17 protein-coding genes are annotated in these 15,870 nt (G+C 56.5%); 2 read left to right on the top strand and 15 right to left on the bottom strand.

Annotated elements, in window-relative coordinates; all coding sequences use genetic code 11:
- Positions 1-27: 27 nt before the first annotated feature.
- The 8 genes from cysA to PYW49_RS13510 all read right to left on the bottom strand — a co-directional run bounded on the left by cysA (position 28) and on the right by PYW49_RS13510 (position 6,502).
- Positions 28-1,122: a sulfate/thiosulfate ABC transporter ATP-binding protein CysA gene (gene cysA / locus PYW49_RS13545; RefSeq protein ID WP_320386706.1), complete on the bottom strand. Its 1,095-nt coding sequence runs from the start codon at positions 1,120-1,122 to the stop codon at positions 28-30.
- Positions 1,112-1,987: a sulfate/thiosulfate ABC transporter permease CysW gene (gene cysW, locus PYW49_RS13540; RefSeq protein WP_134347712.1), complete on the bottom strand. Its 876-nt coding sequence runs from the start codon at positions 1,985-1,987 to the stop codon at positions 1,112-1,114. The genes cysA and cysW overlap by 11 nt, the downstream gene beginning before the upstream one ends.
- Positions 1,987-2,820, bottom strand: coding sequence for a sulfate/thiosulfate ABC transporter permease CysT (gene cysT / locus PYW49_RS13535; protein ID WP_134347711.1), 834 nt, complete (start codon positions 2,818-2,820; stop codon positions 1,987-1,989). The genes cysW and cysT overlap by 1 nt, the downstream gene beginning before the upstream one ends.
- Complete coding sequence (locus tag PYW49_RS13530; protein ID WP_134347710.1) at positions 2,820-3,833, bottom strand: sulfate ABC transporter substrate-binding protein; 1,014 nt, start codon at positions 3,831-3,833, stop codon at positions 2,820-2,822. The genes cysT and PYW49_RS13530 overlap by 1 nt, the downstream gene beginning before the upstream one ends.
- 176 nt (positions 3,834-4,009) lie before the next feature.
- Complete coding sequence (locus PYW49_RS13525; protein ID WP_320386705.1) at positions 4,010-4,909, bottom strand: Dyp-type peroxidase; 900 nt, start codon at positions 4,907-4,909, stop codon at positions 4,010-4,012.
- Positions 4,910-5,001: 92 nt separating this feature from the next.
- Positions 5,002-5,577: an RpoE-regulated lipoprotein gene (locus PYW49_RS13520; RefSeq protein WP_213328106.1), complete on the bottom strand. Its 576-nt coding sequence runs from the start codon at positions 5,575-5,577 to the stop codon at positions 5,002-5,004.
- A gap of 63 nt (positions 5,578-5,640) precedes the next feature.
- A complete protein-coding gene (locus PYW49_RS13515; RefSeq protein ID WP_320386704.1) occupies positions 5,641-6,090 on the bottom strand; it encodes a DUF2919 domain-containing protein in 450 nt (149 codons plus the stop codon).
- The gene (locus tag PYW49_RS13510) at positions 6,077-6,502 is read right to left on the bottom strand and encodes a GNAT family acetyltransferase (protein WP_134347706.1); all 426 of its coding nucleotides are present in this window, start codon (positions 6,500-6,502) and stop codon (positions 6,077-6,079) included. Before PYW49_RS13510 ends, PYW49_RS13515 begins: the two co-directional genes overlap by 14 nt.
- Before the next feature lie 212 nt (positions 6,503-6,714).
- Here PYW49_RS13510 and amiA point away from each other — a divergent pair, with 212 nt between their 5' ends.
- Positions 6,715-7,590 carry an N-acetylmuramoyl-L-alanine amidase AmiA gene (amiA, locus tag PYW49_RS13505; protein ID WP_320386703.1) on the top strand — a complete coding sequence of 292 codons (876 nt, stop codon included), beginning with the start codon at positions 6,715-6,717 and terminating at the stop codon, positions 7,588-7,590.
- Entirely contained in the window at positions 7,590-8,489 is a 900-nt protein-coding gene (gene hemF, locus PYW49_RS13500) for an oxygen-dependent coproporphyrinogen oxidase (RefSeq protein WP_320386702.1), read from the top strand. The genes amiA and hemF overlap by 1 nt, the downstream gene beginning before the upstream one ends.
- Before the next feature lie 120 nt (positions 8,490-8,609).
- On the opposite strand, the gene eutR is transcribed toward hemF, so the two are convergent.
- Genes eutR through eutH form a run of 7 tightly spaced genes read right to left on the bottom strand, consistent with a single transcriptional unit; the run spans position 8,610 to position 15,843 of the window.
- A complete protein-coding gene (gene eutR / locus PYW49_RS13495) occupies positions 8,610-9,662 on the bottom strand; it encodes an HTH-type transcriptional regulator EutR (protein ID WP_320386701.1) in 1,053 nt (350 codons plus the stop codon).
- Positions 9,663-9,710: 48 nt separating this feature from the next.
- Positions 9,711-10,241: an ethanolamine utilization microcompartment protein EutK gene (gene eutK / locus PYW49_RS13490; protein WP_320386700.1), complete on the bottom strand. Its 531-nt coding sequence runs from the start codon at positions 10,239-10,241 to the stop codon at positions 9,711-9,713.
- A gap of 11 nt (positions 10,242-10,252) precedes the next feature.
- Positions 10,253-10,912 carry an ethanolamine utilization microcompartment protein EutL gene (eutL, locus tag PYW49_RS13485; RefSeq protein ID WP_134347702.1) on the bottom strand — a complete coding sequence of 220 codons (660 nt, stop codon included), beginning with the start codon at positions 10,910-10,912 and terminating at the stop codon, positions 10,253-10,255.
- 9 nt (positions 10,913-10,921) lie between these two features.
- The gene (eutC, locus tag PYW49_RS13480; RefSeq protein WP_320386699.1) at positions 10,922-11,818 is read right to left on the bottom strand and encodes an ethanolamine ammonia-lyase subunit EutC; all 897 of its coding nucleotides are present in this window, start codon (positions 11,816-11,818) and stop codon (positions 10,922-10,924) included.
- 19 nt (positions 11,819-11,837) lie between these two features.
- Complete coding sequence (eutB, locus tag PYW49_RS13475) at positions 11,838-13,199, bottom strand: ethanolamine ammonia-lyase subunit alpha (protein ID WP_320386698.1); 1,362 nt, start codon at positions 13,197-13,199, stop codon at positions 11,838-11,840.
- An 11-nt stretch (positions 13,200-13,210) separates the two neighbouring features.
- Positions 13,211-14,614, bottom strand: a complete 1,404-nt coding sequence (gene eutA / locus PYW49_RS13470) for an ethanolamine ammonia-lyase reactivating factor EutA (RefSeq protein ID WP_320386697.1) — start codon at positions 14,612-14,614, stop codon at positions 13,211-13,213.
- Positions 14,611-15,843 carry an ethanolamine utilization protein EutH gene (gene eutH / locus PYW49_RS13465; RefSeq protein ID WP_134347699.1) on the bottom strand — a complete coding sequence of 411 codons (1,233 nt, stop codon included), beginning with the start codon at positions 15,841-15,843 and terminating at the stop codon, positions 14,611-14,613. The genes eutA and eutH overlap by 4 nt, the downstream gene beginning before the upstream one ends.
- Positions 15,844-15,870 lie beyond the last annotated feature (27 nt).

Raw genomic sequence — 15,870 nt, 5'->3', positions numbered from 1 at the left:
CCGGGCGAAAACATACTCAATAACCTATCAGGCTGACTCCGCCAGAGCAATATCCTCGCGCGTCTCGATACGTTCCTTCCCGTGATAAATACGGGCATGCTGCAGACCGACAAACAGGCGCTCTCCCCGGTGCGGTGGAACGTCGTCGCGCATAACCACGGTCAGCGGTTCGGTATACCAGCCCAGCGGTTGTACCACCAATTGTGTGTAGTGCCCTTTAGGGCTAGCTTCCAGCACCTGCACCGGCAGCGGTGAATCCAGGCTGGTTCGGCGGCTCACGTCCACTTCCCATGGGCGCAGGAACAGATCGACCGGCCCCTGGTGCGCGGAGGTATAGCCCAGCGGCCAGCGGTGCGCCCCCACGTGGAATTGTCCACCACGAATGGTGCCCTGCAGACGGTTCACTTCACCCATAAACTCCAGCACAAAACGGGTCGCCGGTTCACGCCAGAGCTGCTCTGGCTCGTCAACCTGCTCAATGTTGCCCTGGCTCATGACTACCACGCGATCCGCGACTTCCATCGCCTCTTCCTGATCGTGGGTCACGAAGACGCTGGTGAATTTCAGCTCTTCATGGAGCTGTCGCAGCCAGCGACGCAGTTCTTTACGCACCTGCGCATCCAGCGCGCCGAAGGGTTCATCCAGCAGCAGAATTTGCGGTTCAACGGCTAACGCACGCGCCAGCGCCACGCGCTGTTTCTGCCCGCCAGAAAGCTGCGCCGGGAAACGGTCCGCCAGGTGAGCCAGCTGCACCATCTCGAGCAGTTTGGTCACTTTCGCTTTAATGGCCGCCGCATTCGGGCGCTCGCCACGCGGCAGCACGGTCAGGCCAAATGCGATGTTGTCGTATACGGTCATGTGGCGGAACAGCGCGTAATGCTGGAACACAAATCCAACCTTACGGTCCCGGGCATGCAGGCGGCTCACGTCGGTGCCGTGGAAGCGGATGTGCCCACTGGTCTGATGCTCAAGTCCGGCAATAATACGCAGCAACGTGGTTTTACCCGAGCCAGACGGCCCCAGCAGCGCCACCATTTGTCCGGAAGGGATATCCAGCGAGATATCATTCAGCACCTGGGTGCGACCAAAAGACTTCTTAATATTGGCAATCTCAATGCTCATGATTTCCCTCCTGATGCTGACGTTTTTCCTGATTTTCTAAACGCCACTGCACCACACTCTTCAAAAACAGGGTCAAAATGGCCATCAGCGTCAGCAACGCTGCGGCAGTAAACGAGCCGATGGTGTTGTAGTCCTGCTGCAGTAACTCGATCTGTAGCGGCAGCGACAGGGTTTCACCCCGAATGGAGCCGGAGACGACGGAAACGGCACCGAACTCACCAATCGCGCGGGCATTGGTCAACACCACGCCGTAAAGCAGCGCCCAGCGGATATTCGGCAGCGTCACGCGACGGAACATCTGCCAGCCTGACGCGCCCAGCAGCACGGCCGCTTCGTCTTCGTTGCTTCCCTGGCTTAACATCACCGGCACCAGTTCACGCACCACAAACGGACAGGTCACGAAAATGGTGACCAGCACCATGCCGGGCCAGGCGAACATGATCTGCAGATTATGCTCATCCAGCCAGCCGCCCAACGGGCCGTTGGAGCCGTAAAAGAGCAGATAGACCAGGCCCGCCACCACCGGCGACACGGCAAAAGGAATATCCAGCAGGGTCAGCAGCAGCTGACGTCCCGGGAAGTTAAAGCGCGTAACCAGCCAGGCCAGCAAGGTACCGAACACCAGGTTCACCGGCACGGTGATCAATGCAATCAGTACGGTCAGCCAGATGGCATGCAGCATATCCGGGTTCGCCAGGTTTTCCAGCGCAGGCATCAACCCCTTGCTGAACGCCTGAACGAAGATATAAATCGTCGGCACGACGAGAATAAAGGCGGAAACCAGCACGCCCGCCCCAATCAGAAACCATTTACCCCAGTTGATACGGGGTGCATCGTATCGCTTCAATTGCGTAACTTCCGCCATCAATGACCTACCACACGCCGACCAAAGCGACTTTGCAGAGTGTTAATCGAGTACAACAGCAGCAGCGAGGCCGCAAGGATCACCGAAGCAATGGCGCTCGCCGCCGGATAATCAAACTCCTGCAGACGGATGAAAATCATCAGCGAGGTCACTTCCGTTTTCCAGGCGATGTTCCCGGCGATAAAAATCACCGCACCGAACTCACCGAGGCTGCGGGTAAACGACAGCGCAACACCCGCCATCAGCGCCGGTGACAGCTCAGGCAGAACCACTTTGCGGAAGCTCTGCCAGCGCGTAGCGCCCAGCGTTTCCGCCGCTTCTTCGTATTCCGGACCCAACTCTTCCAGCACCGGCTGCACGGTACGCACCACAAACGGGATACTGGTAAAGGCCATCGCCACCGCGATACCGAGCCAGGTATAAGTCACTTTGATGTCGAATTTCGCCAGCCACTCTCCGTACAACCCGTTCACGGAGAAGAGCGACGCAAGGGTTAAGCCTGCAACCGCCGTCGGCAGCGCAAACGGCAGATCCATCAGTGCATCAAGCAGCGTACGGCCCGGGAAGCGATAGCGGGTTAAGATCCACGCCATCAGCAGGCCAAACACGCCGTTAAAAATGGAGGCGACAAACGCTGACAGCAGCGTCACTTTATAGGCCGCCACCACCTGCGGGTTGGTGATCACGTCCCAGTACTGCGTCCAGCTCATCTGCGCAAGCTGCATCACCAGCGCGCTGAGCGGCAAAAGCAAAATCAGGCAGACGTACAGCAGGCTGGTTCCGAGGCTTAAGGTAAAGCCCGGCAGCACGCGTTTAGTCGATACTGCAAACATTACTTATGCCCCGCCGCCAGCAATTTGTCTAACTCACCGCCGCTGGCAAAATGCGTTTTCATCACATCAGGCCAGGAGCCGAAATGATCTTCCACGCGGAACAGCGCGGTCTGCGGGAATTTGTCTTTCAGTTTGTTCATCACGTCCGGGTTATTCACGCGGTAGTAGTAATCGGTAATGATGGTCTGCGCTTGCGGGCTGTACAGGTAGTTGAGATAGGCCTTTGCCGCTTTCTCGGTACCGTTTGCCTGCACGTTTTTATCCACCCACGCCACCGGGAACTCGGCCAGAATGTTGGTTTTCGGGATAACCACCTCAAAGCCCTGCGCTTCATACTGTTTGCGGATGTTATTCACTTCTGATTCAAAGCTAATCAGCACATCGCCCAAACCGCGTTCTGCGAAGGTCGTGGTTGCTCCGCGTCCGCCGGTATCAAACACTTCGACGTTTTTCAGGAACTGGGTCATGAACTGCTCGGTTTTGGCTTTATCGTTACCGTCAGCCTTGTCCGCCGCCCCCCACGCCGCTAAATAGGTATAACGCGCGTTACCGGAGGTTTTTGGGTTCGGGAAAATCAGCTTCACGTCGGAACGCACCAGGTCGCTCCAGTCGTGGATATTCTTCGGGTTGCCCTTGCGCACCAGGAAGCCCATGGTGGAATAGAACGGCGAGCTGTTGTTGGGCAGACGGCTCTGCCAGTCCGCCGGGATCAGCTTGCCTTTGTCGTGCAGGATCTGCACGTCAGTGACCTGGTTGTAGGTCACGACGTCCGCTTTCAGTCCCTGAAGAATGGCAAGCGCCTGCTTGGATGAACCGGCGTGAGACTGCTTAATGGTCAGCTTATCGCCATTGTTTTCTTTCGCCCACTGCTGTTCAAACGGTGGATTAAGGGCGGCAAACAGCTCGCGGGAGACGTCATATGAACTGTTCAGCAGCTCAGTCGCCTGCGCCTGTGCCACCAGCAGTAAACCTGCCAGCGCCAGAGTTCCTTTTTTCAGTACAGTAACGGCCATTGCGCACCCTTATAAATGTGATGACTATCTTATAGTCATAATATTTATAACGAGGACCAAAGGAGTAACGGTTTTATATACCGTTTGGTGATTTAGAAGCAGAAAAGGGAATAAGGATGCGGGAGAAATTGCCGGGTGGCGCTAACGCTTACCCGGCCTACGCGTGGAGAGCGGTTTTACAGCGCCAGCAGACGCTCAACGGACGGCGCGAAGTAGTAGCCGCCGGTCACCGGTTTGGTGAAGCGCAGCATGGCGTCACGCTTGCCGTCGGTATCGCCGAACATGCTCAGCAGCTGCTGCTCAATGTTATGCAGGCGCGCGCAGTACGCGCAGAAGTAGAGGCCGTGCGTGCCGCTTGCTGTGCCGTACGGCAGGCTCTGGCGAACAATCTTCAGCCCTTTGCCGTCTTCTTTGAGGTCAACGCGGGTCAGGTGAGAGGTGACCGGGCGGTCATCGCCGTCGATCTCTTCGTTGGCTTCTTTGGTACGGCCAATCATCATCTCCTGGTCATGCACGCTCATGCGATTAAGCTGCTTGAGGTTGTGTTCCCAGCGCTGCACGAACACGTAGCTGCCGCCCGCGTCCACGCCGTCTTTGATCACCGCGACTTCACGACGCGTCTCTTCACCCGCCGGGTTTTCGGTTCCGTCGACAAAGCCGCTCAGATCGCGCTCTTCCACCCAGCGGAAACCGTGCACCTCTTCCTGCACCTCAATGCTGTCGCCAAAAGCCGCCACCGCCGCCTGCGCAACCGAGAAGTTCACGTCATGACGCAGAGAGAGAATATGGATCAGCACGTCGTATTGCGTCGCGGGTGCAAGACCTTTGCCGTAGGGGATGAAGTCTTTCAGCTCGTCCGCCCCTTCGCCACCGCTCAGCTGACGCCAGACGTTATTGCCAAAAGCGACAACGGCGCCGAGATGGGCTTCCGGGAATTTAGCCTGGAAGGTCGCCAGCTTATCAACAAACGCTTTACTGGCCGCACACAGGGCATCCACGTCCCCTTTTACATTGGCTTCAATCCAAATCGCCGCGCGGCAATGTTCTGGCAAAATGCCACTCTGAACCTGAGACATCGCTCCTCCTGAAATAAAGATGCCACGTCAGCGTGGCATGGATGGCGGGTATTATACCCGGATTTCAGCGAGGCGGTTTGTTCAGGCGCAAATTACTGCTTCCAGAGTATTTTGCTCACCTTCCAGCTCTTCAGCGTGTCGTCAGACGGCATCAAACCTTCCGGGCCGCTCCAGGTGCCGGTAAAGACGTAGCTGATGTGCTGGCTGCCTTCTGCCTTACACTCCACCGCCACTTTATCGTCGGATGGCGCACTGGTACAGTTACCAAAGGCCTGCTTATAAAGTTCGCTAAACGGCGTACCCACTTTCACACCGCTCGCCGTCGGAATATCTTCATCCATCACGGCAATTCGGTTTACCGTGCCTTTGTCACCGTTGATCACCAGCGCCAACTTGTCGCCCTTCAGCGCTTCGTAATAGCGAACAATATTGCCATTCTCCGTTTTCATACCGCTGCGCAGGCGGTAATCGCTGCTAAGCGCATCCTGAATGGCATTCTGATCCAGCGCCGTCGCGGCGGTAATTTTTCCCACTCCCTGCTCGGTCACTTCCGTTGATGAGCCAAACCAGTTCCACGGATACGCAGCGGACCAGTTAATGGAGGAGAGCGTCGAACAGCCGGTCAATGCCAGCGGGAGAGCGCATAAAAGTAAACGCAGCGATTTCATTGAAACGTCCTTTCTTGTTAAATCAACGCTTGTTGGAGTGCGACATCGGCAAAAAGTGCCGGATTAATCATCCTGATGCGCAAAACAGGCGCGAAGACGAGGGTTAGTCAGCAGCCACAGCAGCGCCACAATATCGGCAACCACCAGCGCAACGCCGAGGCCCGTCAGCGGTTCACCGTACCACCAGAGTACCGGCTGCCAGAAAAGCAGCGCAATCTGCGCAAGGATCAGCAGCCAGCGAAGCGCACGCCACAAACGCGGGATCGCGTGCCGTCGGCCGCTGCACAAAAAAGCCACCACCGCCGGTACGCCCGGCAATAAGCCGAGCCAGAAGGCGTCGTGATCGGGATAAAAGAGATTCAGCAGCGTGTCGCCCTGCCCGCGTGACGCAGCGGCCATCACAAACAGCACCCAGGTGCGGGCCTGCAGCAGCAGAACGCACCAGAATAAAAAGGGCAGCCTGACACGGCCCTGCGCGTCATAATCTGCGGGATGGATCTCAGTACTCTTCATCTTCGATCAGGCGCTTACCTAAACTCAGCACGTCAGCGTGTTCATAGCCCAGGCGTTCATACATGCCCAGCACCACGTCGTTATCTTCCCGCACCATGATCTGGATTTTCGGGCAGCCGCGGGCGATAAGCTTCTTCTCAAGACGATTAAGCAGCGCATTGGCGATGCCACGGGCACGGTATTCCGGGTGAACGCCCAGATAATAGGCCGAGCCGCGGTGGCCATCATAACCGCCCATCACTGTTCCCACGACCACGCCATTGACTTCCGCAACCAGAAACAGACTGACGTCGTGATTCACCTTACGTTCGATATCCATTTCCGGATCGTTCCACGGACGCAGCAAATCGCAGCGTTCCCAAAGGGTGATCACCTCTTCGAAATCTTCCTGGCGAAAAACGCGTATCTCCATGGTATTAACCGCCTTTTCGGGTTTAAAAACAGTGATTATGGCGCGAACGGTGCGTTTAGCCAATAACCGGGGAAAATCTCGCCAAAATTTGGCATAATGTCACTTTGTCACGTATTGAAATGAAAAGTAAAACAATTCTCAATATGGACTGTCGTAACGGGAAACACGATACGATATAACACCAGGACCCCAATTTTTAGTATTCAGGCCGCATGAGCACATTCAAACCATTAAAAGCACTCACATCGCGTCGTCAGGTTCTCAAAGCGGGGCTGGCGGCCTTAACGTTAACGGGCATCGCAAAGCAGGCTCAGGCGAAAGACGAGAGCACGCTCAAAACCAATAACGGACACAGCAAACCCAAAACCAAAAAGCCGGGCGCGAAGCGTCTGGTAATGCTTGACCCGGGCCACGGCGGCATTGATACCGGCGCCATCGGCAAAAACGGTTCGAAAGAAAAACACGTCGTGCTGGCGATTGCAAAAAATGTGCGCGCAATTTTACGCAGTAACGGCATTGACGCCCGACTGACGCGCTCTGGCGATACCTTTATTCCGCTGTATGACCGCGTAGAAATCGCCCACCAGCACGGTGCGGATCTGTTTATGTCGATTCACGCCGACGGCTTTACCAACCCTTCTGCGGCAGGTGCCTCGGTGTTTGCGCTTTCCAATCGTGGCGCCAGTAGCGCCATGGCAAAATATCTCTCCGACCGTGAAAACCGGGCGGATGAAGTCGCCGGGAAGAAAGCCACCGACAAAGATCATCTGCTACAACAGGTACTGTTCGACCTCGTGCAGACCGATACGATCAAAAACAGCCTGACGCTCGGCTCGCATATTCTGAAGAAGATTAAGCCGGTGCATCGTCTGCACAGTAAAGGCACCGAGCAGGCGGCGTTTGTGGTGCTGAAATCACCGTCAATCCCGTCCGTACTGGTGGAAACCTCCTTCATTACCAACCCGGAAGAAGAGCGGCTTCTCGGCACCACGGCGTTTCGTCAGAAGATCGCCAACGCCATTGCCTCTGGCATTATCAGTTACTTCAACTGGTTCGATAACCAAAAAGCGCACTCCAGGAAACGTTGATGAAACCCAATGCTCAACTGGTCAAAACGTTCCTGCTGCAGCTGCAGGATGAGATTTGCCAGAAACTGGCCGCCGCAGACGGCGGTGAATTTCAGGAAGATAACTGGCAGCGCGAAGCCGGCGGCGGCGGGCGCAGCCGGGTGCTGCGTAACGGCGGTATCTTTGAACAGGCGGGCGTGAATTTTTCCCACGTTCACGGAGACGCCATGCCCGCGTCTGCCACCGCACATCGCCCTGAACTCGCGGGCCGCAGCTTCGAAGCGATGGGCGTCTCGCTGGTGGTGCATCCGCACAACCCGTTTGTGCCGACCAGCCACGCCAATGTCCGCTTTTTCATTGCGGAAAAACCGGGGGCCGATCCGGTCTGGTGGTTCGGCGGCGGTTTCGACTTAACGCCCTACTACGGCTTCGAAGAAGATGCCGTGCACTGGCACACCACCGCGCGGGACCTTTGTCTGCCGTTTGGCGAAGACGTTTACCCGAAATTTAAAAAGTGGTGCGACGACTACTTTTACCTGAAGCACCGCGATGAGCAGCGCGGCATCGGCGGGCTGTTCTTTGACGATCTCAACACCCCTGATTTTGATACCGCGTTCAGCTTTATGCGCGCGGTGGGCGAAGGCTATACCGACGCCTATCTGCCCATCGTCGAACGCCGTAAAAATACCGACTACGGCGTGCGCGAACGCGAGTTCCAGCTTTACCGCCGCGGGCGCTACGTGGAATTCAACCTGGTGTGGGATCGCGGGACGCTGTTCGGCCTGCAGACCGGCGGGCGCACGGAGTCGATTTTAATGTCGATGCCGCCGCTGGTGCGCTGGGAGTACTGCTACGAGCCAAAAGAAGGCAGCCCGGAGGCTGCCTTGAGGAAGTTTATTCAGATCCGCGACTGGGTGTAATTTACCTGGCCGTTTTTTTTGCCTGATGACGGCTAGCGCCTAATCAGGCCTACAACTACGACGGCACCGCCCCGTAGGCTGGATAAGACGCAAAGCGTCGCATCCGGCACAATAATGTCATCACACCCACTGGCGCATACGCTGATGCAGCGTCAACGACGGTTTCTCCGCAAACAATTGCTGGTAGTCAGTGGCAAACTGCCCCAAATGCCAAAATCCCCACTGCATGGCGGCGTCTTTTACCGTCGCGCTTTGCGACCACGGGCTTATCAGCTCGCGACGCACGGCGTTCAGACGAATACGTTTTAACCAGGCATTCGGACCAATTCCGAGTATCGTATGAAAGGCGTTTTGCAGCGTCCGACGGCTGACGTGCAACTGATTACACAGGTCGAGTACGGTCAGCGGCTCTGACATATTTTCCAGCACATATTCGCGCGCACGCGACAGCAGGCGACGATAGCTCTGATGGCTGATGCTCTCGGCCGTGATTATCGGCTGCGCTTCTTCCAGCATGGTGCCCATCGCCAGCAGCAGGTTATCGCCCAGCATTTTGCGTACTGCAGGTTGATGGAGGTTTACCGGATTCTCGCTAAATGTCGCCAGCGCCTGCTGCACAAAGCCCCATAGAGCAGCTTTGTGATGTTCTTTCACTTCCAGCGCCGACTGGTTACGCAGCATATGCAGCACCCTTTCCGGGTTATGCAGGAAGTTGGCCTGACGGGCAATCACCTCTTCCGAAATAACGACCCCCAGAATGGTGTAATCATCCGGCGTACTCAGTTCAAACTCCGTCCCGCCCGGGCGGGTGGCAATTTCAGCGTTACCCAGACACTGGGTGCCAATAAATCCCTGTTCGCAGCGCGTGGCCGGAATACCAAACCAGAACGAGTTCGGCCAGACAAGACATGACTGACGCAGCGCCAGTCCGGTGTATTCACGGAACACCTGAATATCGTCGAGCAGGATTTCCGTGAACTCGCCATGAAATTTTCCCGGATGCAGCTGGTCGTATATTTGCTGCCAGGCGGTAATCGTCAGCGCATGCTCATACACATCCGTTGTTCGCCGCTGGTGAACGTTGTCCATCTCCACTTTCGGCGTAAGTTTAACGTCTTCGGGTAATGCTTCATGATAAAGATGGTGCAGGTTTGCAGTTCGGGTCTTTTTCATGATCTTTTAAGCCGGAAGCCTCAACGAAGCCCCCGACCCTCCGACAGGTTAATTTTTTAAGCGATAGCGACTACTGCGTTTACGCAACGCTCCTTGAGAAAAGAGCTGATCCAGCGCCTTTCTGGCTTCATCAAGTGACCAGCCAAAGTGAGCAGCCACTTCCCCTGCAGTCATTCCTTGACGGACCGATGCCAACAGCGTCAGAAGTTGCTCAGAGGATTCAGACGTCAACGGGGTATCCTGCGTCTTCTGCGTATTTACGTCTGTTTTCACTTCTGGCTTCTGTTCTGGTTTCTTCGGCTGGCGCGTAAAACCGCCGATCAGCCACTGGGTGTCATCGTCCGGCCGGCCTATTTCCTTACGGCTGATAACACGGCCTGTACGCGCTGCGGCAGCGCTGCCGGCATCCAGCGCTGCGCGGCACGCAGCCAGATCGCCTTCCACCACCAGCGTCAGCCGGCCAGGATCGAGCACTTCGTGGCTCAGCAGACGCACGTTAGCGGCTTTCAACATGGCATCTGCCGCGTCTACGGCAGCCACCATGCCATCCACTTCCAGTAATCCCAGTGCATTGATCATCACTACCTCTCTTACGCGCGCTGGACTGGATTACGGGCAATATCCAGCACGGCATCAGCAAAGGCGTTACAGGCGGCTTTACAGGCAGCCTGGCTACCGGTCAAAAACGCGGCCGAATAGTTGGTTTCTGACGGTGGCGGCACATAGGTGGCAATCTGCACATCAGCAGATTTCAGCGCAGCATCAATACCAAACGTCGCCTCCAGCGGCGGCGCCACCAGATACGCCATCGGATCGCCAGGTCGGCATCCTACGGTCGCCGAGAGATACGACCCGGTACGCGAAACCACATGTGCCAGGAAAGCGGTATCTTCTGCGTCATTTGCCCACTGGAACGCCGCACCGCTTTCAATATTGGCCACCATCGCGTCCAGACCTGCGCGAACTTCGGCCGGGTTTGGCCCTCCGAGCATAATCAGCACTTCGCCCGAGGTTGGAGAGGGATTGTGCGCCGCGCCGGCATACAGCGAGCGGCCATAAACCACTTCGACCATTGCCTGTTTTGTCGCTTCGTCTGCGGCAATATACGCCACGTCATCAGAATCTGCTGTGATGAGTCCAAGGCTACGTATATGTGGCGGTAATTTAAGTTCACGGGCAAAATCGTCATTTACCGAGGCAATCACGCGCATTGCGGTGACTGAAGGTCTAATCAAATCTAATGCTGGCATGATGCCTCCTTAACGGGTCATATTGATGCCGGATGCTTTTTGCTCCAGCATGCGCCTGGCCAAATCCACAATCACCGCCGCCGCTTCAACCGGTGGCGTACCGCCCTGGTGAATATTCGAGATACAGGTACGGTCAGCTTCAACGGTCGTCGCCACGCACGGCGAATAGACGGCATAACAGGAAAGGCTTTCAGACTGGCCAAGGCCCGGACGTTCCCCAACCAGCAGGATCACCGCTTTCGCACCAAGCAGTTCGCCGATCTGATCTTCGATTTTCACGCGACCATAGCGAACAAAGAACGGCGTCCCAACCTTCAATCCGGCCTGTTTTAAGCCCGACAACAGCGGCGGCAGGATCTCTTCGTAGTTGGCGGTAATGGCGTCGGTAGACAGGCCATCAGAGATAATCACCTGCACATCCGGGTTCATTACACACTGTGATTTCAGCGCTTCAATGGCTTCCGCACTCAGACGACGTCCCAGATCCGGGCGCGTCAGGTACAGGTTTTTGTCACTGATTTCCGAGCGTACTTCCAGCAGCCCCTGGGCTTTTACCCACTCTTCGGGCACTTCTTTCAACACCGTGTCTTTTGAACGCGAGTGATCGGCCAGGAAACGCAGCAGCGCCTGAGTGCGCGGGCGTGGACCGGCACGCCCGGTACATACACGCGCGGCGGTGCTGCGGCGCAGCTCGGTCAACACCTCTGCACGGTGCGGGTTCTCAACGCCAATCCACGCTTTGGCCTCGGCTGAGCCTAAATCCATTGCACAGCTTTCACCCGTTGGTGCAACACACTGCGCGGTGCTACATTTCTCTTCTGGTGACGACGCTTGCGCCTGCGGCTGCGACTCTCCCATTGACGCCATAACGCTGCGTACAATTTCTTCAATCTGTTTTTGATCCATCTGTGTCATCCCCGCGTCATCAGAAGAACAGTGACGGATCGCCCGCCCGTTTGGTCAGGCGACCGTTTGCCATAATGCCCATGGTTTCCAGCCAGCGTTCAAACTCCGGCGACGGCCGTAAATTCAGCAACTGACGGACGGTGGCGGTGTCGTGAAATGCGGTGGTCTGATAGTTGAGCATGATGTCGTCACCGAGCGGCATGCCCATGATGTAGTTGCAGCCAGCGGTGGCGAGCAGAATCATCAGGTTTTCGTTGAGGTTCTGATCAGCCTCAGCATGGTTGGTGTAACAGCAGTCGCAGCCCATTGAGATGCCACTCAGCTTGCCCATAAAGTGATCTTCCAGACCCGCGCGAATAATCTGACGATCGTTGTACAGATACTCCGGCCCGATAAAGCCCACTACGGTGTTCACCAGAAACGGATCGTAGTGACGCGCCAGTCCGTAGTTACGCGCTTCCATCGTCACCTGATCGGCACCGAAGTTAGCGCCTGCGGAGAGCGCAGACCCTTGCCCGGTTTCGAAGTACAGGCAGTTTTCCCCGGCAATGCGGTTGAACTCCGCGCCCACCGTGCGTGCTTCATCCAGCATAGCCAGCTCAACGCCGAACTCTTTTAAGCCTTTCTCGCTGCCGCAGATACTCTGGAAAATCAGCCCACCCGGCGCGCCGCGACGAATCGCTTCAATCTGGGTGGTAACGTGTGCCAGTACACAGCCCTGGGTCGGGATGTTGAATTTATCGATGACGCCGTACACGGTATCCAGTACGCGGCTTAAGTTTTCCACATCATCCGTTACCGGGTTTACGCCAATTACCGCATCGCCCGCACCGAAGGACAGTCCCTCGTAAATTTGTGCCGCAATACTCTGCACGTCATCACGGGTGTCGTTCGGCTGTAAACGGCAGCTGAATGTGCCCGGCAGACCGATAGTGGTGTTGGCCTTTTTGATCACCGGCATTTTCTTACCGCCGTAGATCAGGTCCGCGTTAGAGCATATTTTCGCTACCGCGGCGACCACTTCCGAGGTTAACCCTTTGCGCGTAAAAGCAATGTCATCAACGGAGGTTTCATCGCTCAGCACGTACTCGCGCAGTTCGCTGATGCTCCAGTTTTTGATGCGGTTATAGGCCGTTTCGTTGACGTCATCCTGAATCAGACGCGTGACGCAGTCCTCTTCATAGGAAATCACCGGGTTATTGCGGATATCCGCCACCGTCATTTCTGACAGCACCTGCTTGGCCGCCACGCGCTCCTGCGAACTGGTTGCAGCTACCCCTGCCAGCACATCCCCCGAACGCAGTTCGTTGGCTTTTGCCAGCACCTCTTTCACATCCTTAAACTGATAAACATTGCCGAACAATGTGGTCTTTAGTTTCATAAGTCGTTCCCTCAGGAAGGAAATGCGAGTGATTTCACCGTCACCGGCACAACCGATCCGCCAAAAAGAGGCGTACCAATGTCGATATAGTCCCCCGCCCGGACAACCACCTCATCGATGACCGCCAGCGGGTGTTGCTGTAACTGTGGGCGTAACAGCATGCCCAGGGCTTTACCAAAATCCTGCTCGGCTACCACCAGCAGGGGATGCGGATTCGGATAGCGCGCGACAAAGGCCTGCAGCGCATCAATCACCGTTAATAGCGCGGCGTAGCGCACCGGCAGCGAACCGGGCAGCGCCAGCACGTAGGCGTCCGTTTGCGGATCCAGATCGAGTTGCATCAGCGCTTGCTGCCAGGCGGCAACCAAATCAGCCTCATCAACTGGAATCGCCACCGGCAGATTGCGCAGCGGAAGCGCTACACCTTCCAGCCAGATAGTGCTGCCCGAAAGCGACAGCGTATGCGCTCCGGCACCAATCACCGTGGCACGCACGGTCTGCGCCGGGAACTGCACGTTCATATCACGCAGGCGCGGATGTTCGTGCAGCGCCGTGGCGAGCAGCGGCCCGATATCGGAAAAACAGAACGGATCGGCAGGTTGGTTGCGGTAGCATTCGCCCACTCCCCCTGAAAGCGTAATCACATCCGGTTTCACGCCCGCAGGCAGTAAACCGGTTTGCATCAGCGCCTGCGCCAACGGTGAAAGCGTGCCGTCAATCACCTCCACAATCAGCGCCGCCATCCGTCGAGCCACCTGAACAAGCTGCGCCGCATTGAGGGTTCGGGCGTCAAAGCCCGGACCAAATGCGTCATCAACAATCATCTGTCCCGGTTGATGCGCATGCACCACTCGCCCCTGACCATCCGTTTCCAGAAGCCGTCCGCCAACGTTCAGGCAGGCCGAACCGCTGACCTTTCCGGCATCGAACAGGACGAAGTTCGACGTCCCGCCGCCGATGTCGATATTCAGTACGCGGCACATTTTTTGCTCGGACAGGGTTTGCACTCCCGCTCCTTGACCGGCAATCACCGATTCCAGATGCGGACCGGCGCTGGCAACCACAAAGTCCCCCAGCGACTGGGCGAGCGTCATCACTGCGGGTCGTGCGTTGCGGGTTTTGGCGCTTTCTCCGGTAATGATGATCGCACCGGAATCGACGGCCTCAGGCTTGATGCCCGCCGCCTGATACTGGGCGAGGATCAGTGCCTTAAGTTCGGCCTCTTTCAACCCGCCCTGCTTATCAACGGGGGTAAAGAACACCGGGCTTTGCCAGCTAATTTCGCGTTTGATGAATTCGTAGCGCGGCACCTGCGACACTGCCGCACGGTTGACCAGCTCAAGGCGCGAGAAGATCACCTGAGTGGTAGTGGTGCCGATATCGATACCGACGCTGAGTAGCTGGCGAGTATTCACGATTGCGTCTCCGGATTAGTTTCTGCTGGTGCCGGAACATCTTCGTCTTTTGGTACTAACAGCATAGCCACGCCAATCGCCGTCACACCGCCGATCAACTTGCCGACAATCATTGGGAAGATCATTGCGTTCATGTTGGCAGCGGCGAAGCCTAAGTGGTCACCCAGAGCAAAGGCCGCGGAGACCGCAAAGGCACAGTTGATCACTTTGCCGCGGGTATCCATATTCTTCATCATGCCGAACATCGGGATGTTGTTCGCCAGCGTCGCGACCATCCCCGCAGCCGCAATGTTATTAACGTTTAACAGGTTGCCGACGCTCATCAGCGGTTTTTCAAACCAGCGGGTCAACAGCAGTACCATCGGGTAGGCGCCCAGCAGCACACAGGAGATAGAACCGATAACTTCGATGGCGCGCATCACTTCACCCGGCCTGTCTCCCGGTGCCATGAAGATAGGATCAAGACCCGGAATTAGCTCCCAGCCGAGCAGAAATTTGATCACCGCAGCTGCCAGACCGAGGGTGATCAGCGCCACGAGGAATTTCGCGAAGATCTGGAAGCCGCTGATCATTTTTTCCGGGATGAATTTCAGTCCCAGCGCCACAAGCACGGCCACAATCAGCACCGGGATCATGTTCATCAGGATCAGCGCAAAGGTGAACTCCACCGGCTGACCATTGATTTCGACGCCGGAGTACATCGCGACCAAACCACCCGCAATACAGCCAACTGGAATGGTGACAATACCGGCCAGTACGCCCAGCGCCAGATAACGACGGTCAGACGGTTCAATAATTCCCAGCGCAACCGGAATGGAGAAGACCAGCGTCGGCCCCATCATCGCTCCGAGGATCAGGCCAGAGTACAGCCACGCCGCAACGTCGCCGCCCGCCAGTTCTTTCGCCAGGAAGAAGCCACCCATATCGCACGCCAGCAGCGTTCCGGCAAACATCGACGGGTTTGCGCCCAGCATTTCGTACAGCGGAATAATCACCGGCCCAAGCACATGCGCCAGTACTGGTGCCAGCGCGGTCATACCGACCATCGCCAGGCCCAGCGCGCCCATCGCCATGAAACCTTCTTCAAACTGGCCGCCCGAACCCTCAATACTCTTACCGAACTTACCGAGGAAGCGCGCCGAACCGCCGAACTGCGACAGGATCCTGTCCACGGCGGCAATCAGCATAAAGAACATCATGATGTACATGATGATTTCGTTAATTCCCATAACCTTCACTCCCTGTCATATGTGTAT

This window comes from Enterobacter chinensis (genome assembly GCF_034008295.1).
Taxonomy (GTDB): Bacteria; Pseudomonadota; Gammaproteobacteria; order Enterobacterales; family Enterobacteriaceae; genus Enterobacter; species Enterobacter chinensis.
The sequence above is the reverse complement of the archived record's forward strand: the minus strand, read 5'-3'. Positions and strand labels throughout refer to the sequence as shown.

Bases quoted from the DNA above. Each gene is read 5' to 3' on its own strand.
- eutC (WP_320386699.1), bottom strand. From the start codon at position 11,818: ATGGATCAAAAACAGATTGAAGAAATTGTACGCAGCGTTATGGCGTCA.
- amiA (WP_320386703.1), top strand. From the start codon at position 6,715: ATGAGCACATTCAAACCATTAAAAGCACTCACATCGCGTCGTCAGGTT.
- PYW49_RS13530 (WP_134347710.1), bottom strand. From the start codon at position 3,833: ATGGCCGTTACTGTACTGAAAAAAGGAACTCTGGCGCTGGCAGGTTTA.
- eutR (WP_320386701.1), bottom strand. From the start codon at position 9,662: ATGAAAAAGACCCGAACTGCAAACCTGCACCATCTTTATCATGAAGCA.
- eutK (WP_320386700.1), bottom strand. From the start codon at position 10,241: ATGATCAATGCACTGGGATTACTGGAAGTGGATGGCATGGTGGCTGCC.
- PYW49_RS13520 (WP_213328106.1), bottom strand. From the start codon at position 5,577: ATGAAATCGCTGCGTTTACTTTTATGCGCTCTCCCGCTGGCATTGACC.
- PYW49_RS13525 (WP_320386705.1), bottom strand. From the start codon at position 4,909: ATGTCTCAGGTTCAGAGTGGCATTTTGCCAGAACATTGCCGCGCGGCG.
- PYW49_RS13515 (WP_320386704.1), bottom strand. From the start codon at position 6,090: ATGAAGAGTACTGAGATCCATCCCGCAGATTATGACGCGCAGGGCCGT.
- cysA (WP_320386706.1), bottom strand. From the start codon at position 1,122: ATGAGCATTGAGATTGCCAATATTAAGAAGTCTTTTGGTCGCACCCAG.
- cysW (WP_134347712.1), bottom strand. From the start codon at position 1,987: ATGGCGGAAGTTACGCAATTGAAGCGATACGATGCACCCCGTATCAAC.
- eutH (WP_134347699.1), bottom strand. From the start codon at position 15,843: ATGGGAATTAACGAAATCATCATGTACATCATGATGTTCTTTATGCTG.
- eutB (WP_320386698.1), bottom strand. From the start codon at position 13,199: ATGAAACTAAAGACCACATTGTTCGGCAATGTTTATCAGTTTAAGGAT.
- cysT (WP_134347711.1), bottom strand. From the start codon at position 2,820: ATGTTTGCAGTATCGACTAAACGCGTGCTGCCGGGCTTTACCTTAAGC.
- hemF (WP_320386702.1), top strand. From the start codon at position 7,590: ATGAAACCCAATGCTCAACTGGTCAAAACGTTCCTGCTGCAGCTGCAG.
- PYW49_RS13510 (WP_134347706.1), bottom strand. From the start codon at position 6,502: ATGGAGATACGCGTTTTTCGCCAGGAAGATTTCGAAGAGGTGATCACC.
- eutL (WP_134347702.1), bottom strand. From the start codon at position 10,912: ATGCCAGCATTAGATTTGATTAGACCTTCAGTCACCGCAATGCGCGTG.